23 protein-coding genes and 1 riboswitch are annotated in these 26,789 nt (G+C 45.3%); of the genes, 6 read left to right on the top strand and 17 right to left on the bottom strand.

Annotated features, from left to right (window positions below):
• Positions 1-8 precede the first annotated feature (8 nt).
• The 12 genes from BXP28_RS04255 to BXP28_RS04200 are packed head-to-tail and all read right to left on the bottom strand — an operon-like array spanning position 9 to position 12,246.
• Positions 9-1,205 carry an O-antigen ligase family protein gene (locus BXP28_RS04255; protein WP_036654106.1) on the bottom strand — a complete coding sequence of 399 codons (1,197 nt, stop codon included), beginning with the start codon at positions 1,203-1,205 and terminating at the stop codon, positions 9-11.
• The gene (locus tag BXP28_RS04250) at positions 1,202-2,482 is read right to left on the bottom strand and encodes a glycosyltransferase family 4 protein (RefSeq protein ID WP_024094192.1); all 1,281 of its coding nucleotides are present in this window, start codon (positions 2,480-2,482) and stop codon (positions 1,202-1,204) included. Before BXP28_RS04250 ends, BXP28_RS04255 begins: the two co-directional genes overlap by 4 nt.
• Positions 2,483-2,527: 45 nt before the next feature.
• Entirely contained in the window at positions 2,528-3,934 is a 1,407-nt protein-coding gene (locus BXP28_RS04245) for a polysaccharide deacetylase family protein (RefSeq protein WP_023483084.1), read from the bottom strand.
• Between the two features lie 3 nt (positions 3,935-3,937).
• Positions 3,938-5,485 carry a GNAT family N-acetyltransferase gene (locus tag BXP28_RS04240; RefSeq protein ID WP_036654103.1) on the bottom strand — a complete coding sequence of 516 codons (1,548 nt, stop codon included), beginning with the start codon at positions 5,483-5,485 and terminating at the stop codon, positions 3,938-3,940.
• Positions 5,486-5,516: 31 nt separating this feature from the next.
• The gene (locus BXP28_RS04235) at positions 5,517-6,278 is read right to left on the bottom strand and encodes a lipopolysaccharide biosynthesis protein (RefSeq protein WP_077584907.1); all 762 of its coding nucleotides are present in this window, start codon (positions 6,276-6,278) and stop codon (positions 5,517-5,519) included.
• The gene (locus BXP28_RS04230) at positions 6,224-6,769 is read right to left on the bottom strand and encodes a lipopolysaccharide biosynthesis protein (RefSeq protein WP_158529813.1); all 546 of its coding nucleotides are present in this window, start codon (positions 6,767-6,769) and stop codon (positions 6,224-6,226) included. Before BXP28_RS04230 ends, BXP28_RS04235 begins: the two co-directional genes overlap by 55 nt.
• A 32-nt stretch (positions 6,770-6,801) precedes the next feature.
• Complete coding sequence (locus BXP28_RS04225; RefSeq protein ID WP_036654101.1) at positions 6,802-7,908, bottom strand: DegT/DnrJ/EryC1/StrS family aminotransferase; 1,107 nt, start codon at positions 7,906-7,908, stop codon at positions 6,802-6,804.
• 18 nt (positions 7,909-7,926) lie between these two features.
• Positions 7,927-8,517, bottom strand: coding sequence for an acyltransferase (locus BXP28_RS04220; RefSeq protein WP_024094195.1), 591 nt, complete (start codon positions 8,515-8,517; stop codon positions 7,927-7,929).
• Positions 8,518-8,568: 51 nt separating this feature from the next.
• A complete protein-coding gene (locus BXP28_RS04215; protein WP_023483089.1) occupies positions 8,569-9,507 on the bottom strand; it encodes a Gfo/Idh/MocA family protein in 939 nt (312 codons plus the stop codon).
• Positions 9,504-10,829 carry a nucleotide sugar dehydrogenase gene (locus tag BXP28_RS04210; protein ID WP_023483090.1) on the bottom strand — a complete coding sequence of 442 codons (1,326 nt, stop codon included), beginning with the start codon at positions 10,827-10,829 and terminating at the stop codon, positions 9,504-9,506. The genes BXP28_RS04215 and BXP28_RS04210 overlap by 4 nt, the downstream gene beginning before the upstream one ends.
• A 30-nt stretch (positions 10,830-10,859) precedes the next feature.
• Positions 10,860-11,528, bottom strand: coding sequence for a CpsD/CapB family tyrosine-protein kinase (locus tag BXP28_RS04205; protein WP_024094198.1), 669 nt, complete (start codon positions 11,526-11,528; stop codon positions 10,860-10,862).
• The gene (locus BXP28_RS04200) at positions 11,488-12,246 is read right to left on the bottom strand and encodes a YveK family protein (protein WP_023483092.1); all 759 of its coding nucleotides are present in this window, start codon (positions 12,244-12,246) and stop codon (positions 11,488-11,490) included. Before BXP28_RS04200 ends, BXP28_RS04205 begins: the two co-directional genes overlap by 41 nt.
• A gap of 414 nt (positions 12,247-12,660) precedes the next feature.
• Here BXP28_RS04200 and BXP28_RS04195 point away from each other — a divergent pair, with 414 nt between their 5' ends.
• The 6 genes from BXP28_RS04195 (at position 12,661) to opp4A (ending at position 19,419) form a co-directional block, all read left to right on the top strand.
• Entirely contained in the window at positions 12,661-13,623 is a 963-nt protein-coding gene (locus BXP28_RS04195) for an NAD-dependent epimerase/dehydratase family protein (protein WP_024094200.1), read from the top strand.
• Between the two features lie 146 nt (positions 13,624-13,769).
• A complete protein-coding gene (locus tag BXP28_RS04190; protein ID WP_023483094.1) occupies positions 13,770-14,789 on the top strand; it encodes an ABC transporter ATP-binding protein in 1,020 nt (339 codons plus the stop codon).
• Positions 14,776-15,702 carry an ABC transporter ATP-binding protein gene (locus BXP28_RS04185; RefSeq protein ID WP_023483095.1) on the top strand — a complete coding sequence of 309 codons (927 nt, stop codon included), beginning with the start codon at positions 14,776-14,778 and terminating at the stop codon, positions 15,700-15,702. The genes BXP28_RS04190 and BXP28_RS04185 overlap by 14 nt, the downstream gene beginning before the upstream one ends.
• Before the next feature lie 13 nt (positions 15,703-15,715).
• The gene (gene opp4B / locus BXP28_RS04180; protein ID WP_036654095.1) at positions 15,716-16,681 is read left to right on the top strand and encodes an oligopeptide ABC transporter permease; all 966 of its coding nucleotides are present in this window, start codon (positions 15,716-15,718) and stop codon (positions 16,679-16,681) included.
• 18 nt (positions 16,682-16,699) lie between these two features.
• The gene (locus tag BXP28_RS04175; protein WP_023483097.1) at positions 16,700-17,605 is read left to right on the top strand and encodes an ABC transporter permease; all 906 of its coding nucleotides are present in this window, start codon (positions 16,700-16,702) and stop codon (positions 17,603-17,605) included.
• Between the two features lie 14 nt (positions 17,606-17,619).
• Positions 17,620-19,419 (top strand): oligopeptide ABC transporter substrate-binding protein, encoded by a 1,800-nt coding sequence (gene opp4A, locus BXP28_RS04170; RefSeq protein WP_023483098.1) that lies wholly within the window; start codon positions 17,620-17,622, stop codon positions 19,417-19,419.
• A 160-nt stretch (positions 19,420-19,579) separates the two neighbouring features.
• Here the strand turns inward: opp4A and BXP28_RS04165 are convergent, their stop codons facing one another.
• The 5 genes from BXP28_RS04165 to BXP28_RS04145 all read right to left on the bottom strand — a co-directional run bounded on the left by BXP28_RS04165 (position 19,580) and on the right by BXP28_RS04145 (position 26,619).
• The gene (locus BXP28_RS04165) at positions 19,580-20,611 is read right to left on the bottom strand and encodes a ribonucleotide-diphosphate reductase subunit beta (protein WP_023483099.1); all 1,032 of its coding nucleotides are present in this window, start codon (positions 20,609-20,611) and stop codon (positions 19,580-19,582) included.
• 54 nt (positions 20,612-20,665) lie between these two features.
• A complete protein-coding gene (locus BXP28_RS04160) occupies positions 20,666-22,903 on the bottom strand; it encodes a ribonucleoside-diphosphate reductase subunit alpha (protein ID WP_374049666.1) in 2,238 nt (745 codons plus the stop codon).
• Between the two features lie 279 nt (positions 22,904-23,182).
• Positions 23,183-23,396, bottom strand: a riboswitch (cobalamin riboswitch).
• 287 nt (positions 23,397-23,683) lie between these two features.
• Entirely contained in the window at positions 23,684-24,868 is a 1,185-nt protein-coding gene (locus BXP28_RS04155; protein ID WP_042119003.1) for an AgaS family sugar isomerase, read from the bottom strand.
• Between the two features lie 53 nt (positions 24,869-24,921).
• Positions 24,922-25,647 carry a GntR family transcriptional regulator gene (locus BXP28_RS04150; protein ID WP_036654092.1) on the bottom strand — a complete coding sequence of 242 codons (726 nt, stop codon included), beginning with the start codon at positions 25,645-25,647 and terminating at the stop codon, positions 24,922-24,924.
• Between the two features lie 123 nt (positions 25,648-25,770).
• Positions 25,771-26,619 carry a DUF4097 family beta strand repeat-containing protein gene (locus BXP28_RS04145; RefSeq protein ID WP_023483103.1) on the bottom strand — a complete coding sequence of 283 codons (849 nt, stop codon included), beginning with the start codon at positions 26,617-26,619 and terminating at the stop codon, positions 25,771-25,773.
• Positions 26,620-26,789: the final 170 nt, after the last annotated feature.

Genomic DNA, 26,789 nt, shown 5'->3' with positions numbered 1-26,789 from the left:
TATGATTTTCATGATCTTCCCCTCTTCCACCGTAATGAAGCACCGGCTGGATTTAGAATCCAGGGCAATGCCAGCAGCAGCCAAAAATGTCTCCAGTGCAGAGTATCCACAAAAAAGCTGTTGAACAAGACACCTGTCAATAAAGCGGCAAATAAAACATAATACCCTTGATAAGGACCATTTCTATCCATTGCCAGAACGTATGCCCTGCCTAGCGATAAGGCAATAAACAGGAAAAAGCAGAGGGAACCTGCTATGCCATATTCCGTCAAAACCCGGACATAAAGACTGTGCGTCGCGTAATCGAAAACTTTCTCCGATTGCCCGGGACCTATCCCAAAGGGATGATCTATCGTTTCTTCCAGAGCTTCTTTCTGGGTACCAAACCGGTTATTGTCATATTGTTTAAGGCCAAGACGGTCAACAAAGAGATGATTAACGGCAGGCGTTTGAATAATCTGGGTGAGGACAGGCATCCCGAGCAGTAGAAGAAGGGCCAGAGTAACAAACCGCTTTCCTCTCGCTTTCTTTTGGGGCAGGAGTAAATATATTCCGGATGCAAGCGCACAGTTTCCCCAGGCCGCTCTGGAAAAGCTGAGCAGGACTCCTAGAGCTGCAAGCAGGCAAGCTAGTAAATATCCTGTTTTTACTATCCCTTTGCTTTGTTCGCTGCGGTAAAGAGCTATCCCTACTGCCGGTACGAGAAAGGGTCCGTATACATTTGGATCTTTGAACAGCCCTGTTGCTCTGCCGTATTTTATCAGAATGTCAAAGGTAGGGATCAAATGAAAATAAGCCAGAATGCCTAAAACTGCTGAGAAGAGAGCACCAGTCATATAGCCGGACAGGATAATATTCAAGGCCTGTTCTTTGTAACGGTTCAAAATACCGGTAAAAAAGAGCCACGAGAACATAAGATAAAGTGTGATGGCAAAGTATTTAACGGCGAGCATTTGCTGTTTGGCTTCAATCAGGGCAGGCAGGACATTGCATAACACAAACAATGCAAGAAGGATAATGGAAGGCCCGAGCGACCTTGAAAAGCTGATAAAAGAAAACATGGCAGCAACAAGCAAGGCTATTATCACAAACACATCATATGGAGCCGGTTCTATAAATACAACGGCACTTAAAGGCATCATCAGCCATAAAAACAGACGATGCCATGAGGGCCATACCGTCTGCCGGGCGGGTGAATCGTTCATGCCATTTCCCCCGTTAACCGTTTTAAAAATTCAGAAAGCTGGCAGGCTTGTGATTCCCGGGACAGGTGCCCGGCATTTCCCGAGGGAGCCTGAATCGTTCCAAATTCTTTCTTCTCGAGGAACCACCTTTTAAGCTGCTGTACAATTTTCTCTTCTTCATGGGCAATAAACCCCGCCCCCAGTTCCCTGATCAAATCGGCTGCCACATTTTCTCCCGGACCGACTGCAAGTATAGGCCGTCTTGACCCGATATATTCAAACAGTTTCCCAGTATAAATTCCCTTTTCTTGGCGGTCCGTCCAAAGAAGCAGCAGCAAAATATCCGCCTCCGTCTGCAGGCGTAAAGCCTCCTTATAACCCACTGAGCCTGAAACTTTGACCTGCTCCGATACCCCGAAATGTGCAGCTGATTGCCTGATTTTATCCAGGTATTTGCCATACATGTACAAACGTACCGGAATATCCTGATCTTTTAACAAACGTATGGCTTTAAGGAGGGGTGAAATATCCTGTTTCCCGTCATAAACCATCCCTGTGTAGACTAGGTCCAGGTTTGGAGAACGTTCCCGGGAAACGGCAGGTTCATAATCTTCCGGATCAAACCCGTTCCGGATCACTTGAACTGGTATGTTATAACGTGCACGCAATTTTTCTGCAAGAGGTTCCGAGACGGTAACAAGTGCGGTGGCACTTTCGAGTGTTTTCTTTTCTACCCAGCTTTCCAACTTTTTGCGGATACGACCATAATGATAATACTGATGATCGACCCATAAATCCCTCAGTTCAGCCATCCACGGAATTCCATGTTTGCGGGACAGCCTGGCTGCCGTTATTAATGAGGAATAAGGGGTACTGCTTGCGTAAATAAGGTCAGGTTTCCAGGTATCGATTGTTTTTTTACCTGCCCGGTAAGCAAACGGAATCCAGCCGATTTGCCCGTCAGGAAAATTAAGTATATTTTTATACATTTTTCCGATAAAACGAATCATATTTTGTCTGAATCCCGGCCGGATGGAAACTTCATAACCGTTCTCCGCGACTTTATGCTTCCCTCCGGCAAGGGATTGGGCAAGCCGGTTTATATTCAACCAATGTGTATACAGTACCTTCTCCTCCGGAATCTCCAGATGCAAGGTTGGCTGAAGAGGCTGGTCACGTGCAGAAATGACTCTCACATCATGTCCCATTCGCTCCAGATATTTGGCCATTTTCCCAGTACGTACAGCACCTATTGTGTTATAAGGGGGAAAATAATAGGCAATTATCAAAATTTTCATCAGGCGGTTGAACCTCATTTCTTCCCACTCATTTCCAAAACGGGCTTAAATAGCTGCCAATACCCGCTCATACAAATCGCGGTCTTCCTTTCTTTGGAGCTGGCTATTATGCCAGAGAAGTGTAAACTGCCCATTATGCCGTTTGCAGACAGAAGCAATCCGAAGAATGTGAGAAAAAGCTTTCTCTTCTTCCATTCCCAAATAGCTCTTGTTCAGAAGAGACTGTTCCATAACCAGCAAAGGCCGTTCCTTTAGCTTGAGTTTTCGTCTTGTTTGGAGATTAAAAACAGGATATTCCCGGCAAATTCCACAGCGAAATCCCGGACGGTCAGCATATCCCACAGTGCTGTCATACTGTAGACCCGCATCTTCCCAAACCTGCCAAGTTGCAGGAGCTGACCAACGGAGATAATGCTGCCTGCCTCCCCAAATCTGCTGGCATATCTTCTCTTCTTCACAAACTTGTCTCAGTCTCTCATACTCCCTCTTAATCTGATAAGGGTGCAGGTAGGTATGATAACTTGGATGCAAGCCAATAATATGTCCTCTCGAATGTATTCTTTTCATCAGCTGTCGTATCGGAGGATCAGAAATTGCGTAATACCCGTCAATGGAACCTGCCGTATGATCCGTTATAAAATAGAAAGAACTGGTTTTTCCGCTTCGTTCGCTTAAATCCATCAGATAATCAAAGGTATTTCCCTTATCTTTTTCCGGTCTGTGTCTTAAGGTATGAAACAGGGACTCCAGGCGCTGGAGAGCCAAAGCAGGCTGCCCTCTTCTAATCAGGTCTCCTCCGATTTGCTTCACGATCTGGCGAAGCGGAATGCCATAGGCCATGAAGGGAAAATCTACATCATGGCTTAGCCGTACCTGATAATATTGGGTGCCTCTTTTTAATGAAGGCCATATCCGTTTCATCATCACGAACAGCAGCTCCGCATATTCATCCACAATAGGTCTTCCAAGCAGCCCCGCCCGAACGGAAACCGCAAAGGAGGAGGCGAATCTGTCCCGCCTGTCTCTTTCAGCAATAATCAATTCCTCATAACGGGTCAGCATAAAAAAGGCACTTCCGAATACATCAATGCCAATCCTGCTGATGCCCTCCCCTTCCTCAATATAAAGCCCGGAAGAAAGCGGATTTCCATAGAGAACAGGTAATTCACGGGTATCGGATAGATCAGGCACATTCCTGTAATAACTGAGCTTGCACACAGGCAAGGGCAAAGCCGGAAGCACTGCCTTGGTAAGCCATGCGTCTGCATATTTCCCGAACAGTACATCCTCTACGAGCAATTCTCCATCCCCGCCGTCCTGCAGGGATATCCGGACATCAGGCCGCTCCTCTATTTTCATCCTGAATGGAATGCCCAGACAAACTTGCATCAAAATCTCGATTGCATAGCTCCGTTCCGCTTCGAAACCGGGAGGAACCGTAACGAGCAGCATTTATTAGCGGACCTCCCTGCTTCTGGTGTGAAATCTCCACCAGTTCCTTGCCCATTTAGCCGCAGATTTAACCCCGTAAGGCTCGATCGTATAATAAGGGACAAGCGATCCTCCCCAGCCCATTTTGGCCATGGCAACATGCTGCAAATTAGCCCCCGCAAAATCATATCCCGTAGCTCCGGCCTTTTGCAGATCATCGATGGTTTCTTTCTCAAGAAGCTGGAAAACCCCATTGGAAGCATGTTCTGTTTTAGTACCGCATGCCCATCCGTAGGCCCTGCTCCCTTCTTTATGCAGGACCAATTGAGCACTGACAGGCTCGCCTGTAGGAGAATAGACTGCATACGTCCGGAGCGATTCCTCTCCAAGCAGTTGAAGGGCCAGTTTCATGTCGCTTAACGAAAGCGGATGGGTAAATCCTTGGCGCTTTTCCGTTGCTTTCAGACATTCCGCAACATGTTCAAATTGCGGATTCCGTTTGAAGGTATAACCATGCCGTACTGCCTTGTTCACTCTGTTGCGGACCTGCTTATCCGCCTTATCCATAGAGTAGGGAAATTCCACGCTGAACGTATACCGGATATCAGTCGTAAAGCCTGCCCACTGCCAGGGACGGATATCCAGCAGTTCAGGCGAGAATGCTATCGTATGCCTGAATCCGCTGCCTTGAAGCAAGTCGACCAGAGGCTGTGCAAGCTCCAGAAACTGCATATGTTGTCTGTACTTTTTCTGGGTTGGTGAAGATTGAAAATGGATTGGTACATAAAAGCTCATGGGCGGATGAAACAAACGTCCTTTGGAATCGTGATACAGTACGGTATGAAGGGAGGGAATCTCGCCTTTTTTCTTCGTGATGCTGATTCGGGCCGCCTTTACGCCCCATTTAATCTCCTGGTAAGCGATCCAGCCCTCTGCAAACTGGATATCGGGCACCTCATGCTGTAGGGAAGATTCCATATGGACCTGGCAAATATCCGTCTCGTATTTATGTTCCCGGACTTGCCTTCGGCCCCACCTCCATTTTTCCCGAAGTGAAACGCTTTTGCTGAATAGGGTCGCCTCCAAGCCATAGATACTTCCTATTCTTTTAAATCCGATGGCCATCGTTCCTTTCCAGGAGGAATCGTTATCCTCTTGAATATCAGCGAAAACCTTAGGCATTTCTTCCCTCTCAAAGGCCTTACGGACAAGCAGAGCGAGGGCACGCTTAAAATTCCCCTGATTCTGATACCCGTTGTTAGTCCGGCAGAAGAAGATCCAATATCCGCCCGTTTCCAGAACAGTCCGTGGCAAATGTGGGGGCGGGTCGCTTCCGGGGCGGGACATCCAGGCGTAACTAACCCAATCGGTATCCGTATGGAGCAGCACACCTATATATGACTTTTTCAAAAAAGAGAGGAACAGCTCCATGCGCTCCGGCTGTCTGAAAAAATAATGCTCGATCACCTTATTGTCCATCCAGGTCGCTTGTAAATAAGTAGGAAAAGACGGCAGTTCAGGCGGAAATTCTTCATTATACTGAAACAATGCCACTTTCTTTTTATTTATCACTAGCAAGGCTCCTCCCTTGTTTACACTTGCTTCAAAATGTACGGGTTGCATACCAGGATATGAATCCGTGCACTAAATAACCAATTGATCCCCCGATGCTGATATAGACAATAGCCGTAAAAGCAGAACGCCCGGTCCAATTTGCCAGAAGCAGAGCTCCGGCCAGAAGTACGACGCGGATGACTTCCCTGATCAAATGCAGATCTTGCCGTTCCGTTATTTGCAGCGTACCGGCTACCGGACTTGTGATGAACTGAAAGAAAAACATCACACTCAGAATTCTAAGAAAGTCTCCTGAAGGTCCCCAATCCTGGCCAAATACAAGCCGGAATGCCCACGGAGCCGCCAAAAAAAGACACAGAGCTATCGGAAATGCAAGAACGGTCATATGCTTGACGGTTTTCCAAAAAAGTGTATGCAGTCTTTCTCCTTTCTCCCGGCTAATTTTGGCGGCTTCAGCCAAGTAAACCTCACCTACTGAAGAGCCGATAACCTGAAACGGTATACCGATAACCCTTTGAGCGAGTGCGTACCAGCCGACCGCTGACGGTCCGTAGAAAACTGCCAGCATAAAGGCAGGAAGCTGCAGCCCCAGCTGGTTGAGTCCAGAAGACCAAGTAGACATAAGAGGGAATTTCATGTATCGTTTTGCCATTTCGCCGAGACCCGAGAAAGTGATATCGGTTCGGCTAAAGCCTTGCTGCCTCTTGATAGCTTTAATAAGCCGGGCGCTGCCGCTTACCCGTCCGATGGCATCCCCGAAAAGAAGTCCCCAGTTGCCAAATTGAAACAACCCCCCCCTATTTGCACAGACATCATGCCAAAGCTTTGGCTGAGCTTCGTTTTAGCTAATTCTCCAAATTGTTTTTCACGTACCGCCCATCCATTCAAAATTTGATATAAACCCCCACCGAGTAAACTGAAGGGAAGAAGCCACAGGCAGCCGGCCAAGACTGGGGTATCCGTCATTCGGCTGATAGTGCCGGCAAAGAAGACTGTGCCCAGCATAAGAAGCAGACATACCGTACCCAGTATCAGTGCACATAAAGCAATCAGGTTGGAGACTCCTTTCTTATCAGGTACGATGGGGATGGCCTGTTCATACTGCAGGGATCCTATAACGGTAAATATGGACAGCAAAGCTACATATACGGAAAGCACGCCGAATTGTTCGGGTGTGTAAAGCCTGGTCAGTACGGGAGAGGCGGCAACCAGAAGCAGCTGGCTAAAGGCGGTTCCTCCTGCAAGGACGGAAACCTGCTTGACGAAAGGCCGGTTCAGCATACTTTGAGAAACCAGCTGCCTGACCCTCCCGCTCACAGTCCCCTCAGAACTTTCACTACCTGCTCTTGAATCTCCTCCGGTATATGAGGCCACAGCGGAAGGGATAAAACTTCCCGGGAAGCCCGCTCAGTATGTGGCAGAGAAGAAACTGCCGCATGGTTGTAAACAGGAAGGAGATGGACCGACGTTTCATAATAGATCATGGAGCCGATTCCCGCGTCTGCAAGAGCTTTTTTGGCCTTATCCCGTTTCCCCTGTAATACGCGTACCGTATACTGATGAAAAATGTGAAATTCATCCTCACTTACAAATGGAGCCCGTATATGTTCCACCCCTTCAAACAAAGAGGAATACCGGACTGCTGCCACCCTTCGCATCCGGTTCCATTCATCAACAAAAGGAAGTTTTACCCGCAGGATGGCAGCTTGAATTTCATCCAGTCTGGAATTGTATCCGAGCATTTCATTGTAATATTTATGTGCGGCCCCATGTGTACGCAGCATACGAGCTGCAGCTGCCATATCCTCACGGCTGGTTACAAGCAGCCCTCCATCCCCATATGCACCGAGATTTTTGGTGGGAAAGAAAGAATAGCAGCCGACGTCGCCAAAAGTTCCTGCCATTCCGGTTCCGAGCTTTAAACCGAAAGCCTGTGCTGCATCCTCAATAACAAAGAGCCCGTTATCGGCAGCAATCTTCATTATTTCATTCATGTCGGCCGGAGCCCCAAACAGATGTACTGGTAAAATAGCCTTAGTCCGGGGGGTGATTGCTTTCTTGACCTTATCAGGATCCAAGCTAAAATACCCTGGCTCTATATCGGCAAAAACCGGAACGGCTCCCGCTTGGCTGATCGCTTCCGCCGTAGCAAAAAAAGTAAAGGACGGTGTAATCACTTCGTCGCCTTCACCAATGCCGGCTGCTTTTAATGCAATAAGTAAGGCATCCGTTCCCGAGTTAACACCTACTGCATACTTTACTCCCAGATAAGCGGCTGCGGCTGCTTCAAAGGCCTCTACCTCGGGGCCCAAAATAAATGTCCCTGAACGCAGTACGTTCAGTACAGCGGTCTGCAGGGCATCTCCTATTTCGGACCATTCATCATTTAATTGAAAAAACGGAACTTTCACATGGTTCATCTCCCTTTCCTTCAACTGCTACTCCGATCCACGTTCTGCTAGTCCCCTGCCCCGCTTGAAATAACATCGTCCGCAGTATGGACAATGGATTTCATCCTTTCGTACTTGCATGCTTTCTCCGCATACACAAGCCCATCCCCTGAAACTGGCAGGAATGCCGGCCATGATGGCATGAGCAGGTACATTCTTGGTAATGACGGCACCGGCTGCAATGAAAGCATATTCTTCAATGGTTATCCCGCATACAATAGTCGAATTAGCCCCGATAGTGGCTCCTTTTTTAACCCGGGTAATAAGATAATCCTTTTTCCGGTTGCGGGGAAAGGATGACCTGGGAATCTTTACGTTGGTAAATACCATACTTGGTCCGCAAAATACATGGTCTTCCAGAATAACCCCTTCGTAAATGGATACATTATTTTGGATCTTGACACCACTGCCGATTCGTACTCCTCCCGCCACAAAGACGTTTTGTCCAAGGATACAATTCTCTCCGATCTCAGCTCCTTCCATCACATGACTGAAATGCCATATTTTCGTCCCGGATCCAATGCTGGCCCCCGCATCCACATATGACGATTCATGGACAAAGTAACTGTCTTTGCTCATCTTTTTCTCCTTCCCGTATTCGTAAGGATAAAAATGCAAAATGCGTTAGCATTAGTCCACTTCCTGCATCGCTTGTTCCAAAACACGTATAACTGCCGCCCCGCTCTCTCCATCCGTAAGCGGGACTGCCCTGTTCTTCACACAGTCGATAAAATGCCGGCATTCCAGAAGCAGAGGCTGTGCATGACCGGTAAACACCACTTCCCGGTTCTTGTCTTCAATATTCAGATCATCCTTAACCCATTTCCGATGGAGTGTTACCGTCTGATGCTCCTCCTCATAGACAAACATTCCTTCCGTCCCCCTAATAAGCAATCTCCTCTCCTGCTCCGGCCACAGCCAGGAGCAGTACAAAGATGCTTTTACACCATAAGGAAATGTCAAGTGGAGTTCTACCTCATCTTCAATATCACGCTGAATCAGCCGCTTTCCGTATGCCTTGACCTCAACCGGATCCGCATCCAGCAGATGAAGGCACACAGCTAAATCATGAACCCCCAGGCTCCAAAGCACATTTTCCGCTTTCCTGATTTTTCCCAACTTACGCCGGGTATGTGCCAGGCTATGTACCCGCCCGATCATCCCTTTCCCAATAGCTTTACGTATCCATTGAACGGCCGGCTGATGAACCAGAAGATGCCCTACCATCAGCACACGCCCCTTACCTTTGGAAATTTGTACCAAATCCTCTGCCTCTGCAGAAGTTAACGTCATCGGTTTTTCCACAAAAACGTCAAGCCCCTGTTCCAGGGATTGTTTGGCAAGAGGATAATGGTCCGTTGCCGGGGCTGCTATGATAACCGCTTCAGCTCCGGATTCAAGCAGGTCCTTATGGGAAGCGTAAAGCCGGGCCTGCGGATAATGGACCGCCAGGGCTGAACGGAGCGATGTCGAAGTTTCGGCAACGGCGTAGAGATGGCCAAGCTCCTGAAAAGTACGGATCAGATTCATTCCCCACCGGCCCGCTCCAATTACTCCTATCCGTATCATAAAAGATGAACCTTCTCTCTCCATTGGGATGATTTCACGGCATTTCTTGTATCAAACACAAGACTTGCGTGCTCGGCTACCCACCCGTAGTCAATAACCCGGTGATCAGTTAGAATCAGCACCAAATCCGCTTTCCGGATTTCTTCTTCTGTTAAAGATACAGATGCAAGGCTCCATTCCCCGTCATGGATGAACGGAACCAGGGGATCATGGTAACGCACTTCCACTTTGCTTTGAAGCTGTTTCATAATGAGAAGATTAGGAGATTCCCTATAGTCCGAAAGGTCCCTTTTATATGCGGCACCCAGTACAAGAACTGTCATTTTTGAAAAGGGTTTTTCCAATCGGTATAACAAATCAAGCGTTCGTTCTACAACAAAACCGGGCATGCCCCGGTTGATTTCACCGGCAAGTGCTATAAAATGAGTATGGAAATGAAACTCTTTCGCTTTCCACTCCAGATAATGCGGATCAATCGGAATACAATGCCCACCCACCCCCGGTCCGGGATAAAATGGCAGGATTCCGAAAGGTTTGGTAAAAGCCGCATCCAGTACTTCCCACACGTTAAGACGCATTCGGTAGCATAATTGGGCCAGTTCATTGACGAGTGCTATATTAACCGCACGAAACGTATTCTCAAATACTTTTACAAGCTCCGCAGCATCCGTGCTGCTGACCGGCACCACATGCTCCACGGTCTGCTCATAAAAACACTGTGCCACTTCCAGCGAGCCGGGACCTATCCCTCCTACAATTTTGTTTGTGTTTTTCGTGGAGTATCGTGTATTTCCCGGATCGACACGCTCAGGTGAATGGCTTACGAAAAAATCTTCTTCCACCCGTAGACCCGAGGATTCAAGAATAGGCAATATAACCTCACGCGTAGTTCCGGGATATGTGGTGGACTCCAGGCTAATCAGTTGTCCCGGCTTCATTCTGGACGAGATTTCCCCAGCCACATGTGTCACAAACCGTAAATCAGGGGACCTGTTTTTCGTCAGGGGAGTTGGAACACAGATAACCACCGCATCCATTTCCGAAATGCAAGTAAAATCCGTCTCCGCCCTTAATCTGCCCTCAGAAACCACTATCCGCAGTTCTTCCTGACAAACATCGTCAATATAACTTAAACCACGGTTTACCATGTCCACCCTTGCTTGATTTCGGTCAAGCCCGATAACGGAGAAACCGACTTTCGCTTTCTCCACAGCAAAAGGAAGTCCTACATAGCCGAGTCCGATCACTCCGACTATCGCCGTTTTCTCCCGTATACGCCGCAGCAAGCTTTCCTTTGCAATGAGCTTCATTTCAACTCCCATCCCGGATCTCTCCTTTGCTTTCTTTTGATGTCAATCATACTGATATGCCCGCTGCTTGAGGTTATGGGCATTAAAGACGCTGCCAATCAAATGAGCTTTGACATGATCGAGCTGCGATTTGGCTTTCCTCGCTTTTTCCTGCGATGTTTTACCGGAGCGGATCACAAGCAGAACGCCGTCTGCCAACCGGGACAAAACGAGTCCGTCACTGACCGGCAGGATAGGAGGGGAGTCGATCAGGACCATATCATAATCTTTTTGTAAAATGACCATGAACTGCTGCATATCTAAACTGCCCAGGAGCTCTGACGGATTCGGGGGAAGCGGGCCGGCCGGAAGCACGTGCACAAGTGCATCTTCCACATAATGGATGGCGTTTTCCAGCGGTGCCTGGCCTAACAGAACATTCGACAAACCCGGAAAATGAGGTATATGGAACCACTCATGCTGGGTAGGCTTTCTAAGGTCCGCATCTACCAGCAAAATCCGTTTTTTTTCTTGTGCCATGGCCACAGCCAGATTTGCTGCTACTGTAGACTTTCCTTCTCCCGGCAGGGAACTTGTGATGACAAGCGAATGAATCGGTCGGCTTAAACCCGTATACCTGATATTTGTCCGCAGCGTTCGAAATACTTCGGCTGCAATTGATTTTGAATGATCAAGGCAAAACAGATGTCTGACCGGCTTCCGTGCTCTCACTTCTGGCTTCCCTCCTTTTCTTTTTTATGTCCGTCTTTTTTCTGCCGGTTTTAAACTTCACTCTTGGTACTGTCGCGAGAACAGGTATACCGAGGAACCGTTCCACTTCCTGCTCTGTTTTAAAGGTACGGTCCAGCACTTCGGATAAAACTGCAACCAATATGCCCAGAACTATGGACGCCAGAAATGCCAACAGCATATTCAAGAAAGGTTTGGGGCGTATAGGGGTTAGCGGTCCATTCGGATCCGCTTTGTCCAGAATGGAAACATGATCCACTTTGAAAACCTCATGGATATAAGTAATGAAGGTTTCCGCAACCAAATTGGCAGTCTCGGACGCTCTTCTTGCCTCCTGATCTTCTACATATACCGTTGTAACGAGCGAATCCCCGCTTGCCTGAAACCGGATTCGTCCGATCAACTCATCAGAGCTCCAGGGAAGTTTGCCCTGTTCGATTACCTTTTCTGCAACCTTCCTGCTTTTGATGATCTCCCCGTAAGTAGAAACCAGACGCTGTGCTGTTGTCAGGTCTGCCATACTAACCTGATTTTCCGTTTGTTGGCTTCTTACAAGCAGAGTGGTTTTAGCCTCATACCGGGGAGTCATCCATACGAAGCTGAAGAAAGCTGCAGTGCCAACTGCCACAATAACTCCCAAAACAATCCACCAAACACGCTTTTTCACTGCTCTTACAATTTGGGATATTTCAATGTCCATGCATAACGAACTCCTTCTTCTTGGCTGAACCATGCACAGGACCAAGGTCCTACCGTCCGTCCAGCAGATGTACAAGTTTTTTGTACTACACTTTATGCACGAATCTATGAAATATTCCTAGTACCGCTTTTATGTAAGCATATAGCCCCATTTGATGAAAAATTCAAAATAAAACGATGATGAATAAGTAATCAATTTGTAAAAAACCTAGCCATTTAGAGCGTAATTTATTGTTTAAATGTGTTCATCGTCAATATATAGTTATAATTTGAATCAATTATTAAATATGCCTAAACTTAAAAAATAGGACGGAAGTAAGAAATCTTTTCAAAGAATTTGAGAAATGAGTCTAAACTGCAGCAAGGCCTAATACAATACAACTAGTTGTGGGAATAAACGGTTGAGGTGAAGAAAGTGAAAATATTAGTAACAGGCGGAGCCGGATTCATCGGATCTCATGTAGTGGATGCCTATATTCAGGAAGGTTATGAAGTAGTTGTAGTGGATATTCTTAGTACGGGAACCCTGCTTAATGTACACCCAAAAGCCAAGTTTTATCAGGTAGATATTCGATCAAAGGAATTAAACCGGGTTTTTGATGAGGAACGTCCTGATATTGTGAACCATCATGCCGCACAAAAATCGGTCCCCAAGTCCTGGGAAGATCCTATGCTGGATGCAGACATCAACATATTGGGGCTGATGAATATCCTGCAACTTTCCGTGGAGTACAAGGTACAGAGGATCATATTTGCTTCCTCAGGGGGGGCTTTGTCAGGAAATGCGCTTAGTTATCCAACCAGTGAACAAGCCTTTCCCTCCTTTCAATCACCTTATGCCATTACAAAATATATCAGTGAAAAATACATACATCTGTATGCGGAAATACACAGGACAACTTATGTAATCCTCCGTTATGCAAATGTATACGGAGCGCGGCAGATTGCGGAAGGGGAATGCGGGGTTATTCCTGTCTTTTTGCACAATTTGCTCACCGGGCAACCTTCGACTCTGTATACATATGATGATATGCCCCGAGGCACGTTGAGAGATTATGTATATGTAAAAGATGTGGCGAAGGCTAACGTGCTTGCATTGACCGAGGGTCAGCAAACCATTGTTCACATTGGAAGCGGTCAGGGAGTTTATACGGCCGATTTGTATGAACTGCTTCAAACTGTTACCGGTATATCACTTCCTCTGATGATTGACAAAGAACGACAAGGAGATATCAAGTATAGTTTACTTGATTGCAGCAAGGCTTATGAGGAACTGGGTTGGAAACCGCAGACCGGCTTGCTGGAAGGACTGACGCAAACGGTAGAATATTTATTTTCGGGACCAAGGGAAAAGGAAAAACAGGCAACTGCCAATTGAATACCAGGGTTTTCTAAGCAATTATTCGGAGCTCCTTCATGGGGCTTCTTTTTTTGATGAAAAATTTTTTGTTGTTGTAAAATTAAGGAATATATATTAAAATGACGTAAAAATATTATATATTTCTACAATATGGAGGGACAGCCATGAAGGATCCGCTTCTTCGCATTGAACACTTACAGACCTCCTTTCGCATTCTGGATAATTATTACGCCGCAGTGGATGACGTTTCTTTAACGGTTCATGAGAATGAAATTGTTGCCATTGTTGGGGAGTCCGGCTGCGGAAAAAGCGCTCTCGCGCTTTCTATCATGCGATTACATAATGAAGCCAATACGAAGCTGCAAGGATACATACACTACAAAAATCGGGATCTTCTCAAGATGTCACCTGCACAAATAAACAAAATCCGCGGCTCTGACATCGGGATGATTTTCCAAGAGCCTCTTACCGCCTTGGATCCTCTTATGACGGTCGGAAAACAAATAGAAGAGAATTTGACTTACCATACTAAACTTTCCAAAGCAGAAAGAAAAGACCGTACCCTGGACTTGCTGAAGCAAGTCGGAATTCCAAAACCTGAGCGCACTTATAAACAATATCCTCATGAACTATCCGGTGGAATGAGACAGCGGATTGTCATTGCAATTGCTGTCGCTTGCAAGCCTTCACTTATTATAGCCGACGAACCTACAACAGCCTTGGACGTAACCATTCAAGCCCAAATTTTGAATCTGTTAACCTCCTTGCAGCAGCAAACCAAAATGGGAGTCATTTTAATTACACATGACTTAAGTGTTGTAGCCGAAACGGCAGACCGCATTGTAGTAATGTATGCCGGCCAAGTGGTCGAAACAGGAACCGTCCAGGAGATTTTCCGCAACCCTCTTCACCCGTATACCCGTTCTTTGCTAAATTCGATTCCTTCGGCGTACTCTAAAAGAGCTAAATTACATGTCATTCAAGGGGTTGTCCCTTCCTTATCCAAACTTCCGCGCAGCGGCTGCCGTTTTCAATCGCGAATTCCATGGATCCCGGCAAACCGGCATGAAGAAGAACCTGTTCTGCATGAAGCAGCACCGGACCATTGGGTACGGTGTACTTGTTATAAGCATTTCGACTTCAAAGACGGGAAAGGAGACCCCATCACACATGGCACTGCTTAAAGTAGATCAATTAAAGGTGCATTTCCCCATTCACGGAGGCTTCTTCGGGCGTGTTTTGGACCACGTCCATGCCGTGGATGATGTAAGTTTTGAAGTGCAGGCAGGGGAAACTTACGGCATCGTCGGGGAATCCGGCAGCGGTAAATCAACGACAGGAAACGCCATTATGCGGCTGATCAAACCGACAAGCGGACAAATTTTGTTCCATCAGGTGGATCTAACGAAATTGAGCCGTTCCGAACTGCGCAATCATCGCAAAAATATTCAGATGATTTTTCAAGATCCATACTCTTCGTTAAATCCGAAGAAACGGGTCCTTGATATTATTGCCGAACCGCTGCGAAACTTTGAGAGGCTCTCCCCGGATGAGGAACGGAAATCTGTTCAGCATTACCTCGATAAAGTTGGTTTAAGCCCGGATAATATCTATAAATACCCGCATGAGTTTTCGGGAGGGCAGCGGCAGCGGATTGGAATTGCGCGTGCATTGACGTTAAAACCGAAACTGATTATTGCGGACGAACCTGTCTCCGCGCTGGATGTTTCCGTCCAGGCGCAAGTACTGAATTTTATGCAGGATTTGCAAGCGGAACTTGGCTTAACTTACATATTTATTAGCCACGATTTAGGCGTAATCCGTCATATGTGTGACCGGATTGGTGTTATGTACCGGGGCCGTCTGGTTGAAGAAGCTCCAAGTGCGGATATTTTCTCAAACCCCCAGCATATTTATACAAAACGGCTGCTTTCGGCCATCCCGGATATCCGTCCAGAGTATCGGGAACGGCAAAGTGAGCTGCGCCGGCAAGTAAACGAGGAATATCAAAAGCATTACGTGAAATATTTTGACGAACATGGAGGCGTATACGATTTAAAATCTATTTCCCCGACACACAGGGTTGCATTACCATAGAGGAGCGATGAACATGTGGAAATTTATATTGCGAAGATTCCTGATCATGATACCGCAATTAGTTATATTAAGCGTGCTCGTGTTCCTGCTGGCGAAAGCAATGCCAGGCGATGCGCTGACAGGAGCAGCTCTGGATCCAAATGCAAATCAAAAAGCCATTGAGGAGCAGCGTGAAAAATTAGGGTTAAATGACCCTGTCCCGACTCAATATATACGCTGGATTAAAAATGTTGCGCAAGGCGACTTTGGAGTCTCCTATGCTCATAAAATGAAAGTAACCGATCTAATCGGGGAACGCCTAGCGAATTCAGTCACCTTGGCCTTTTTTATTCTCCTTCTTACATACCTCATTGCCCTTCCGCTCGGCATGGTAAGCGGACGATGGAATGACTCGTGGGCAGACCGCTTTATCACATTTTATAATTATCTCGGTTTTGCTACACCGCTCTTTATTTTTGGACTAATCATGCTTTTTGTTTTCGGCTTTCAACTGGCCCTTTTTCCTACTGGGGGAAGTGTAGATCCTTATGTAGAAGCAGGTACCTTTGCTTACTACATGAGCAAGTTCAATCACCTTCTGCTCCCTGCTTTTTCCGGGGCACTAATCTCAACTGTGGGAATTGTACAATATTTGCGAAGCGAAATTATTGATACGAAACATAAAGATTTTGTGCGTACGGTAAGATCAAAAGGTGTTCCGGAATCCAAAGTTTATTCCAGACATATTTTGCGTAATTCTTTCCTGCCAATCGCCGCTTTTTTGGGGTATGAAATAACAGGATTAGTGGGCGGGGCTATCTTTTTGGAGAGCATCTTTAGTTATCCGGGAATAGGACAATTATTTATACAGTCCATTTCCCAACGTGACTTTAGTGTAGTAACCGCACTGGTTATGCTCACCGGTTTTGCGACGCTTCTGGGAACGCTCCTTTCTGACATTATTCTCAGTATCGTTGACCCGCGTATCCGTATTGATTAAGGGAAAGGACGAATATTCATGATAACCAAGCCTGAAAAACAAGTTATGTCTGTTCATCTCGAAAAAAGCCCCTCCACTTTTTCCATTATGTGGCGTGAAATTCGTCAAGATAAACTTGCGATGTTTTCATTATTCTTTCTTGCCTTGCTCCTGCTGGCTGTCTATTTGACTTCCTTTATTTTGAAGGAAGAAGACATCGTACGGGTTGATTTGCTCTCGATTTATTCCCCTCCATCGGCAGAGCATTGGTTAGGAACTGATTACGGGGGACGGGATATTTTCGGCCAGCTTATCATCGGTACTAGAAATTCCTTTACCATCGGGGCAGCGATAACCGTTCTCACCTGTTTAATCGGTCTCACTATAGGCCTTATTGCCGGTTATTTCGGAGGAATCGTGGATAACATCATCATGCGTGTGATCGATTTCATCATGCTGATGCCCTTCCTTATGCTTGTGATTGTTTTTGTTACCATTGTCCCTACTTACAACATCTTCACTTTTATTTTAATTATGAGCATTTTCTTGTGGACCGGTAAGGCGAGGCTCATTCGTTCCAAAGTATTAGCGGAAAAAGAACTCGATTATGTCTCTGCCTCCAAAACATTAGGGACACCAAATTGGAAAATTATGATTTTCCAGGTATTGCCCAATTTAAGTTCCATCATTATTGTCAGTGTCACATTAAACCTGGCAGGTAATATCGGGATTGAATCAGGCCTTACTTTTCTGGGATTTGGTCTGCCGGAAAGCACACCCAGCCTCGGTACACTTGTCAGTTACGCCAGAAATCCGGATGTCCTGCAGGATAAATGGTGGATTTGGTTACCTGCATCAATGATGATTTTAATGTTGATGCTGTGTATAAATTTCATCGGCCAAGCGTTAAAACGCTCAGCTGATGCCAAACAACGAAAAGGATAAGGGGGATTATTGAAATGGGCAAACCAAGGTTAGTCAAAGCATTAAGTGCGCTCGCCATCTCTGCCTTGCTGCTGTCAGCCTGCAGCGGAGGAAGCAGCCCGGGCAGCGGTGCAAATGGAAGCAAAGGAAGTGAACCATCCAATTCACCGAAAGTCGAAACAAGCAAGTTTCCCAGTGTCACTAAAAACGACAAACAAGAAATTCAAGACGGTTCCCTTACATTTGGTCTGGTAGCCGGCACACCATTTAAAGGTATCTTAAACAACGCCTTATATCAGGACCAACCTGATTTTGTAATCATTTCTAAATTTGATGAGAGCCTGCTCTATACGGATGAAAACTGGGAATTCAACAATGATGGTCCCGCAACGTTTACCATTTCGGATGACAAAAGAACCATTACTTTGAAGATCAGAGATAATGTGAAATGGCATGACGGCAATCCTGTGACAGCTGAGGATTTGGAATATGCCTATCTTGTCATCGGCAGTCCGAAATATACAGGAGTCCGTTACAATACACAACTACAACTGGTTGAAGGAATGGAAGAGTATCATGAAGGAAAAACCGATAAAATATCCGGTGTAAAAGTCAATGATGAAAAAACGATTTCTATAACCTATAAGGAACCTAACCCTTCTATGAAAACCGGGCTTTGGTCAGCACCGCTCCATAAAAAATATTTAGGGGATGTCCCGATTGAAAAATTGGCTGAATCTGATAAAATCCGCAAAAATCCAATAGGCTTTGGTCCTTTTAAAGTAAAGGAAATAGTGCCGGGTGAATCCGTGGAGTTTGAACGCTTTGACAACTATTGGGCCGGAAAGCCTAAACTGAAAAGCATGGTACTGAAAGTGGTCAATCCTTCCGTAGTCAACGCTTCTCTCAAAAAGGGCGAAATTGACATTGCCGAAGTAACCGCAGACCAGTATCCAAATACAAGCAAACTGAAAAATGTGCAATTAATCGGTGCAACGGATTTGTATTACAGCTATATTGGTTTTAAATTCGGCCACTATGACAAAGAGAAACAGGAAAGCGTCATGGATAGGGACAAATTTAAGGATGTCCGGTTGCGACAGGCCATGGCCTATGCCATTGACCGTAAAGCAATCGCTGACAAAATGTATTATAACCTTCGTTTTGAGGCTAATTCACCGATACCGCCTTCTTTGCCGAAATACCATAACAATAAACTTGGCGCCTATGACAAAGATGTAGAGAAAGCAAAGAAATTGCTGGATGAAGCCGGTTATAAGGATACGAACGGGGACGGATTCCGTGAAGATTCGAAGGAGCAGGAGTTCAAAATAAACTTATTAGCGATGGATGGCAGTGATATAAGTGATCCTCTTGCGAAGTTCTTTATTCAATCATGGAAAGACATTGGCCTAAAGGCAGAACTGGTTGATGGCCGCTTGCATGAGTTTAACTCCTTCTATGATATGATTAATAATGATGATCCAAAAGTCGATGTTTTTTCCGGCGCTTGGGGCACGGGTTCAGACCCGGATCCATCCGGTATTTGGGCAAAAGATTCAAAATTCAACAATGATCGTTGGGTCCATGATAAAAATAAAGAGCTTCTGAAAGCGGGAATCTCTGCAAAAGCAATGGATGACAAATACAGGAAAGACATTTACGACCAATGGCAAAAATTAATTCATGATGAAGTTCCATTAATTCCGCTTCATTATAAGTTTGAATTAACCGGCGTTAACAATCGTGTGAAAAACTATGATGTTGCTCCAGGCTCTAAATTAACCTGGAAAGACGTGGCCGTAACAAGCGAAAAACCGGAAGTAGAGAATTAATCAGACCTGCAATCGGCATAAACCTGAAATCGGACGATGCCAATTGCTTACACAAATAGCCCCATGCATACATCCGATGCAAGGGGCTATGCCTGCTCAAAAGTAGAATCTGATTTTAACATAACTGACGCTTTTTTTTAAAATAGATAATCCGAACAGTCTAAAGTTCGTCAAATCCGTTATCATCAGACACTTTGGCATATGTGCGGGATTTGGCCTCAAAGAAATCAGTCTTTGTCTGGTTTAAAGCTTCATCCGAGAAAGGACGGATCCATGGCATGCAATTATCGACCCCTTCATAAGCCGGCTGAAGCCCCATTGTTTTAAGACGTTTATTGGCAATAAAACGGATGTACCGCGAAAAATCATCCAGATCAATCCCGTCTATTTGATTCAGTACGTAGTGGGCCCACTTTTCTTCAAGCTTAACGGCCTGATCGATGGTATCGTACACATATTGGATACGTTCGCTTGTGTTTAGTTCAGGAAAATCGGTCAAAAGAAGTTTGAACACTTCACCAAAGAAGTAGGCATGTTGAGCCTCGTCCCGTTGAATATAACTGATCATTTGGCTCGTTCCCAGCATTTTTTGCTGGCGGGCCAGGTGGTAAAAGAAGGCAAAGCCGCTGTAAAAGAAAATACCCTCCAAAATCATGTCAGCTACGACGGCCTCGAAGAAGGTAGCCGGGGTAGGCTCATCCCGAAAACGCTGATACAACTCCGCAATAAACAGATTCCTTTCCAGCAGAATCTCATCTTTTTTCCAGTACTCAAATACTTCCTTCTGTACCTCATAATTAGTAATGCTCGACAAAACGTAGGAGTAAGATTGATTATGAATAACTTCCTGCTGGTTGATAATCGCCGCGATGGCAACCAGGGACGAATCCGTAAAATAATTTCCCACATCTGTAACAAAGTTGGTTTGCATACTATCCAGGACAGCCAGAAGACCGATAATTTTTTTGTAGGTCTCCTGTTCTTGTGCCGTCAGCTGTTCAAATTGCAGCTTGTCCTTATTCATTGGAATTTCAGACGGAATCCAGTGGTTGGCAATCAGAACTTTATATAGTTTATACATTTCTGGCTTCCGGATATCATCCCAATTCAAAATGGAAGAGCATGAGCCTTCGATGAGTTTGTCGGATTTATTGGGTGCCGTCGTATCAAATACTTTCTGTCTGGTTAACATCTTTGATCCTCCTGTTGGTACATTCTTAACTACGGAAATGATGCTCCGCCCAGCTTATGTGCATACCACGCAATCTTCCACTTCCACTGCACGGCTGCGGACATAATAGCTTGCTTTCAGGCCGCTTCTCCATGCATCCAGGTGAAGTTCCAGGAATTGCTTGGCTTTAATGTCAGGTTTAACGTACAGATTGAAGCTTTGACCTTGGTCAATATGGCGCTGACGGGCGGAAGCCTGTCTGATTGACCAGTGCTGATCAATATGGAAAGCGGTCTTGTAATACCAGATCGTTTGCGGACTCAGATCCGGAGCCGGGTTTGCTATCTTGTAAGTCGTTTTTTCCTCATAAGAGATCAGGTCATAGATCGGATCAATGGAAGCCGTGGATCCAGCTATAATGGAGGTTGATCCGTTTGGTGCAACCGCCATAAGGTACCCGTTTCTCATACCGTTTTCCTTGGTCTGCTGCTGAAGCTTCTTCCATTCTTCAGACTTATACCCTTTTAGTTCAAAATACTCCCCGGTCTCCCAGCCCGATCCTTCAAAGAGCGGATAAGCCCCTTTTTCCCGGGCCAGTTCCATAGAGGCTTGAATGGCAAGGAAACTGATCCGTTCGTATAAAGCTTCATTATAGACTACTGCTTCTTCACTTTCCCACTGAATTTTTTTCAGGGCAAGCAGGTGATGAAGGCCAAATGTGCCAAGGCCAATGGCACGATAGCGTTTATTCGTATATGTAGCCTGAGGTACTTCAATCCGGTTAATGTCAATCACATTATCCAGCATCCGGATTTGAACCGGAATGAGGCGTTCTAGCACTCCGTCCGGAACAGCTCTGGCCAGATGAATACTGGACAGATTGCAGACTACAAAATCGCCCGCCTGCTTGCGGATCACAATCTCTCCATCGTTAAGCTCTTCCTCAATGAGAGTAGTGGCAGACATATTTTGCATAATTTCCGTACACAAGTTACTTGAATAGATCATTCCTTTATGCTTGTTCGGGTTAGCCCGGTTTACCGTATCGCGGTAAAACATGTAAGGCGTGCCTGTCTCCAGTTGAGAGATCAGAATCCGCTTCATGATATCAATGGCCTGAACGGTTGTCCGGCTGAGCTGCGGATTATTGACACACTCTTCGTATTTTGTACGGAAACTGCCCTCTCCCACTTTCTCGTCATAGAGATCTTCCAGTGAATACCCCATAACCTGACGGACTTCATGAGGATCAAACAAATGGAACTCCCCGCGCTGCTCTACCGCTTCCATAAATAAGTCAGGGATGCACACGCCCGGAAAAATGTCGTGGGCTCTCAGACGCTCATCCCCGTTATTCAGTTTTAAATCCAGAAAAGACAGGATGTCCTTATGCCAAACGTCCAAATATACAGCGATACTGCCCTTTCTTGTACCGAGCTGATCCACGCTCACCGCCGTATTGTTCAGCTGGCGAATCCATGGAAGCACCCCGCTGGATTTTCCTTTATATCCCCGGATGTCGGAACCTCTGGAACGGACCTTGCCCATGTATACCCCGATACCGCCACCCATTTTGGATAGTCTCGCAATGTCCGTATTGGAATCATAAATGCCCTGGAGGGAATCATCCACTGTGTCGATAAAGCAGCTGGACAACTGACCTGCCCGGGCCTTTCCGGCATTGGAGAGAGTAGGAGTTGCTACGGTCATGTACTGGTTGCTTAGTGCCCAATAAGCCTCCTTTACCCACTTAAGACGGGTACTGCGCTTTTCCTGTATCATCAGCTGCATGGCAATGATCATAAAACGCTCCTGCGGCAATTCATAAAATTCGCCGGCAAAGCCGGTCGCCAAATATCTTTCAGCAAGAGTAATCAATCCGACGTAAGGAAATAACTTGTCCTTTTCCGGTTGAATGGCTCGGCCTAGATCCTCGATCTCTTCTCTGGAATAGCTATCTATTAATTCTGCTTTATAAATCCCTTTTTCACAAAGCATGGAGATCAGTTCGTAGAAAGAGCCGTAAGGACTACCTTCAATGACCCCGTTCCGGAAGGTTAGTGAATAGGAGCGGTTTTGAGCCGCTATATAATAAAGTTCCTGCAAATAAGCTGCAGCTGCCGGAAAAGTCCATTCAGGTTCATCTTTCGTGATGCATTCCACAGCGGCGGTCTTCAAGGACCGATAAACGGCCAGTTCCGCTTGCTGATCATCTTTATCCGGAACTGCTATCGCATATTTCACCCAGTTATCAGCCCGTAAATGAGGAAAATCCTTAAGCAGTTCAGCTGCCACCTGCTTCGTCATGTTCATTTTGATTTCTGTATATAGATGGTCCTTCTCATGCTCTGTCATGGCCATTCTCGAAACACTCCTCTTCTCTTAATTCATAGGCATCTGACTATGTAGGAACAACTTTTAGAAAGAAAATAAAAGCATCCTTTTTTCGGGAAAAAGATGCTCACTTCTAGGTCAAGCAAAACGATTACGTCACCTTATTTCACAAGCGATATTGTCCCACTTTGAAAACAAGATTAGATAAGAAGACTCATATCCTTGAGCTAGATAGAACACTTTTCCATCCTCGTGGATTTCCGTTCTTATTTTGTGGCAGGTCTCCTGGCTCAGGTTCCCCGTCATCTTCCGAATCCTTCCCATTTCTCTACAATGAAACAGTGAAATATCGACAAAGAAGAGACTCCCCCTCACAGTGGCGGGACCGCGTCGGATTTGCACCGACTTCCCTTTTAATATTACAAACACCTCAATATGAAGTATGTTAATCACCACAAAACACAATATATAGTTGTCGAAGAGAACTATATCACAAAAACTTAGGAATGACAACAAACCCAATTTAACGAAAAAAGGCGAAAATAGGATGTAATTTTATGCATGCTCGCATTCAAATGGATCTTTCCGTTATTTCCGATTTTGCATGACCCTCGCAAAGTTTCTCCAACGTAAAAAAACACTATCCATCCGTGCAGCGCCCCTTATTATATCATATGAAAAGGCGGGATTGTTGGTCTCTTTCAGTAAGCAAAAAAACCATGCTCGGATTAGAGGCATGGTTTAGACTAGAATTTATCTTTATTCGTAATCGTATATGGTAACGCCTTTTACGACCCGGTTTACACTGCCGCTTGGAGAAGGGTTATCCGGTTTTATGTTTAAGGAAATCGATTTATAAACTGCAAGCAGTTGGGCATGGGCAATATATTCGAATGAAAGCCATGTATCGTCCGCAGAGCCCAAGTCTTCTTTTTCCCCAAAGAAGTAATAGTCTGCAATCTCGTCCACTTCTTTTTCATAAACATCGGAAATGACGGCCAGGTTAACCCGTGCAGGATCCGCTTTCAATTCCTTTAACAGGTCCAGATCATATTTTCGTGTATACGGATGCTTACTGAGAAATAGCACGATCATCGTCTGGTCATCAATCAGAGATTTGGGGCCATGCCTGAAACCAAGGGGAGACTCGTAGTATACTGATAATTTTCCAGCTGTCAATTCCAGAAATTTCAAGGAGGCTTCATGGGATAGTCCCAGAAATGGACCGGAACCGAGATAAACGATTTTTTGGAAAGATTCGGCCGCCATCGTTTCCAATTTTTCCGCCCGGGTATTAAACATAGTTTCAACACGATCGGCCAGCCTGGTGATAACGGTTTGGTAATCTCGAATCCCCTCCTCCCGGAACAATAAAAGAGCCGTCAGCATCATACAGGTAAAACTGCTTGTCATGGCAAAACCTCGGTCGTTGGACCCTTCCGGCATGAGTAAAAGCAAAGTTCTTTCATTGTCTGAAGAGCCTGCCGCCAGATATCCTTCCGGGTTACAGGTGATGTTGATTTGATAAAAATTCCGTACCAGTTGTTCACCCAGCTTCACAGAGGCTACACTTTCCGGACTATTTCCGGAGCGGGCAAAAGAGACCAGCAGAGTAGGTGTTTCTCTCTCAAAAAAATAATAAGGATTGGATACCAGATTTGTTGTGGCAATGCTTTGGAAATTGAACCGTTGCTTACCGCCTTTTTGTTGCAGATACGGAAGAATCGTTTCTCCTACAAATGCTGATGTGCCGGCCCCTGTAAAAATGACATTGATTTTCTCATGTTTGTCAAAGAGCATTTGAAAAAAAGCTTTGATTCGGTCTTGCTCGGCCGCCAAGCTGGCATTAGCCTCTTTCCATAACCTAGGCTGCTGGGCAATTTCTTTCAGTGTGTTGAAAGCCCCTGTTTCGCGGCTTTTTTCTTCAGAATAATTAATAAACAAGAAAATCACCTCTTTATTGGAATAAAAAAATAATCCTGAAATAAATAAGTTACTTATATGCTAAGCTCTGTTGCGTAGTAATACCTGTCTCCTCTTGCTATACTGATGGAGTGTTCAACAGGAAGATTGCCTGAATAAGCGGTACGTTCAATTTTCATGGCAGGGTTTCCAGGTTGTCCGTCCAAAAAGGGAGCTTCCTTTTCCTTTATAATAACCGCTTTGAATCGTTCGTGGGCAGATGTTAAAGATAGCTGATAATCAGTCCGGAATATTTCGTACATGGAGCGCTTCTCCAGTTCATGGCGGGTCAAGCCGGGGAATATATTTACCGGCAGGTAAGTCGTTTCTACCATAATGGGCTCATCTTCAGCAGACCTTAAACGCTTTATTTTATAAACCGGTGTTTCTACTTCCAGTTCCAACTTCTTCGCTATTTTAGAAGAACAAGGTGATATCTCAAAATTGATTACTTCTGTAACAGGATGTTTGCCAAGTTTTTTCATTTCTTCGGAAAAACTGTAAAATTTAATCAGACTTTGTGTGTAAGTCTGAGGCGAGACAAAACTCCCTCTGCCGTGTTCTTTGTAAATATATCCTTCATTTTCAAGTTCAATCATAGTCTGGCGAACGGTGGTACGGCTGATTCCGTAAGTTTCGCAAATCTCCCTTTCCGACGGCAGTTTCTCATGCTCCCGCCATTCTCCGGATTTAATTTTGTCCAGAATATGATCATATAGCTGGGCATATAAAGGAATCCGGCTTTTCTTGTCAATGATCATGGTCTCACCTTTCCCTAAAAAGTTCATTGTGATAATGTTGTCATTACCACTTGACACCCTTATTTAATACTTTTTATCCCCTTTTGTCAAGGTTACTTCCATTTTTTCTGAATTTTTTCTGGATTAACCCGGGTTAATACGTATATTGCCCGAGTTTGTTTTAACCTTTATATAATTTGAAGAAGAAGTAATAGACCTGGGAGCGCGGATTTTCCCTGTATTTGTTTGAAGATCATAACGGCTTTGATAGCCGGCCGGAATAGCGATTGTTATATTTCCCGAAACGGTTTGTACAGATGCTAATGACAAATCACCACTGAGCTGAACATTTCCAGAATTTGTTTGAACGTCCGGATTGCCCTCCATATCGATGAGTTTTATATTCCCCCCTTCACTCACCGCTTCAACTTTCCCTCTTGCTTTGAAGGCCTCAATATCGCCGGAACCTGTTTGAATATTAAGCGACTCTCCTTTATACCCGTCAAGTTTCACTTGGCCCGAGGTTGTTTTAAATACAGCGTGATCAGCCTTCATCTGCCGTATGCGCAGCCATTCGGATGTACTGCTTGCTTCAATTTTATGTAATGCCGCTTCTCTTGCCAGAACAAAAGTAATGTATTGGGTATCATCATTACGTGAAGCTTTATCCGCTAACTTTTCTAAGGACCCCGGCTTCGACAAATTAAGAGTAAGTGCTTTCTGGACTATGTCCGCCCCTTCCAAAACGTTAACCACCTGCTTATCTGCGCTTCCTTTAATTTCTATGTAATTAGTACCGTCTTCCGATTCCTTGCACTCTATTTGCACATTATAGTCTGTTTGAATATATACGGATTCCAGCTGTCCTGAATCAAACTTCCATATGCGGTCGTACTCTTGGAGAGGCGGGAAGAAAATCCAGTAGACAGCCAAAATCCCGGACAGTATGAGTGCTGCATGCAGCAACTGTCTTATTTTTTTATATCTTCCCATTTCAATACCCCTCTCTGGCCGCAGGTCTTACCTGCCTTCCGTAAGATCGATCTTAAAGCAAACATCTCATCCAATGGCTTTTAAACTTGTAAAATATGGTAATTTATTTTAATATTGAATTAGGAGGTGAAATCATACGCTTCACTAAAATCCTTATAACCCAATCATGA

This window comes from Paenibacillus larvae subsp. larvae, from assembly GCF_002003265.1.
Taxonomy (GTDB): Bacteria; Bacillota; Bacilli; order Paenibacillales; family NBRC-103111; genus Paenibacillus_H; species Paenibacillus_H larvae.
This window is presented reverse-complemented; position numbering and strand designations above follow the sequence as displayed.

Coding starts and splice junctions, on each gene's coding strand:
- BXP28_RS04255 (WP_036654106.1), bottom strand. CDS start 1,205: ATGAACGATTCACCCGCCCGGCAGACGGTATGGCCCTCATGGCATCGT.
- BXP28_RS04250 (WP_024094192.1), bottom strand. CDS start 2,482: ATGAAAATTTTGATAATTGCCTATTATTTTCCCCCTTATAACACAATA.
- BXP28_RS04245 (WP_023483084.1), bottom strand. CDS start 3,934: ATGCTGCTCGTTACGGTTCCTCCCGGTTTCGAAGCGGAACGGAGCTAT.
- BXP28_RS04230 (WP_158529813.1), bottom strand. CDS start 6,769: ATGCTGAACCGGCCTTTCGTCAAGCAGGTTTCCGTCCTTGCAGGAGGA.
- BXP28_RS04225 (WP_036654101.1), bottom strand. CDS start 7,908: ATGAACCATGTGAAAGTTCCGTTTTTTCAATTAAATGATGAATGGTCC.
- BXP28_RS04220 (WP_024094195.1), bottom strand. CDS start 8,517: ATGAGCAAAGACAGTTACTTTGTCCATGAATCGTCATATGTGGATGCG.
- BXP28_RS04215 (WP_023483089.1), bottom strand. CDS start 9,507: ATGATACGGATAGGAGTAATTGGAGCGGGCCGGTGGGGAATGAATCTG.
- BXP28_RS04210 (WP_023483090.1), bottom strand. CDS start 10,829: ATGGGAGTTGAAATGAAGCTCATTGCAAAGGAAAGCTTGCTGCGGCGT.
- BXP28_RS04200 (WP_023483092.1), bottom strand. CDS start 12,246: ATGGACATTGAAATATCCCAAATTGTAAGAGCAGTGAAAAAGCGTGTT.
- BXP28_RS04190 (WP_023483094.1), top strand. CDS start 13,770: ATGAAGGATCCGCTTCTTCGCATTGAACACTTACAGACCTCCTTTCGC.
- BXP28_RS04185 (WP_023483095.1), top strand. CDS start 14,776: ATGGCACTGCTTAAAGTAGATCAATTAAAGGTGCATTTCCCCATTCAC.
- opp4B (WP_036654095.1), top strand. CDS start 15,716: ATGTGGAAATTTATATTGCGAAGATTCCTGATCATGATACCGCAATTA.
- BXP28_RS04175 (WP_023483097.1), top strand. CDS start 16,700: ATGATAACCAAGCCTGAAAAACAAGTTATGTCTGTTCATCTCGAAAAA.
- opp4A (WP_023483098.1), top strand. CDS start 17,620: ATGGGCAAACCAAGGTTAGTCAAAGCATTAAGTGCGCTCGCCATCTCT.
- BXP28_RS04165 (WP_023483099.1), bottom strand. CDS start 20,611: ATGTTAACCAGACAGAAAGTATTTGATACGACGGCACCCAATAAATCC.
- BXP28_RS04160 (WP_374049666.1), bottom strand. CDS start 22,903: ATGAACATGACGAAGCAGGTGGCAGCTGAACTGCTTAAGGATTTTCCT.
- BXP28_RS04150 (WP_036654092.1), bottom strand. CDS start 25,647: ATGATCATTGACAAGAAAAGCCGGATTCCTTTATATGCCCAGCTATAT.
- BXP28_RS04145 (WP_023483103.1), bottom strand. CDS start 26,619: ATGGGAAGATATAAAAAAATAAGACAGTTGCTGCATGCAGCACTCATA.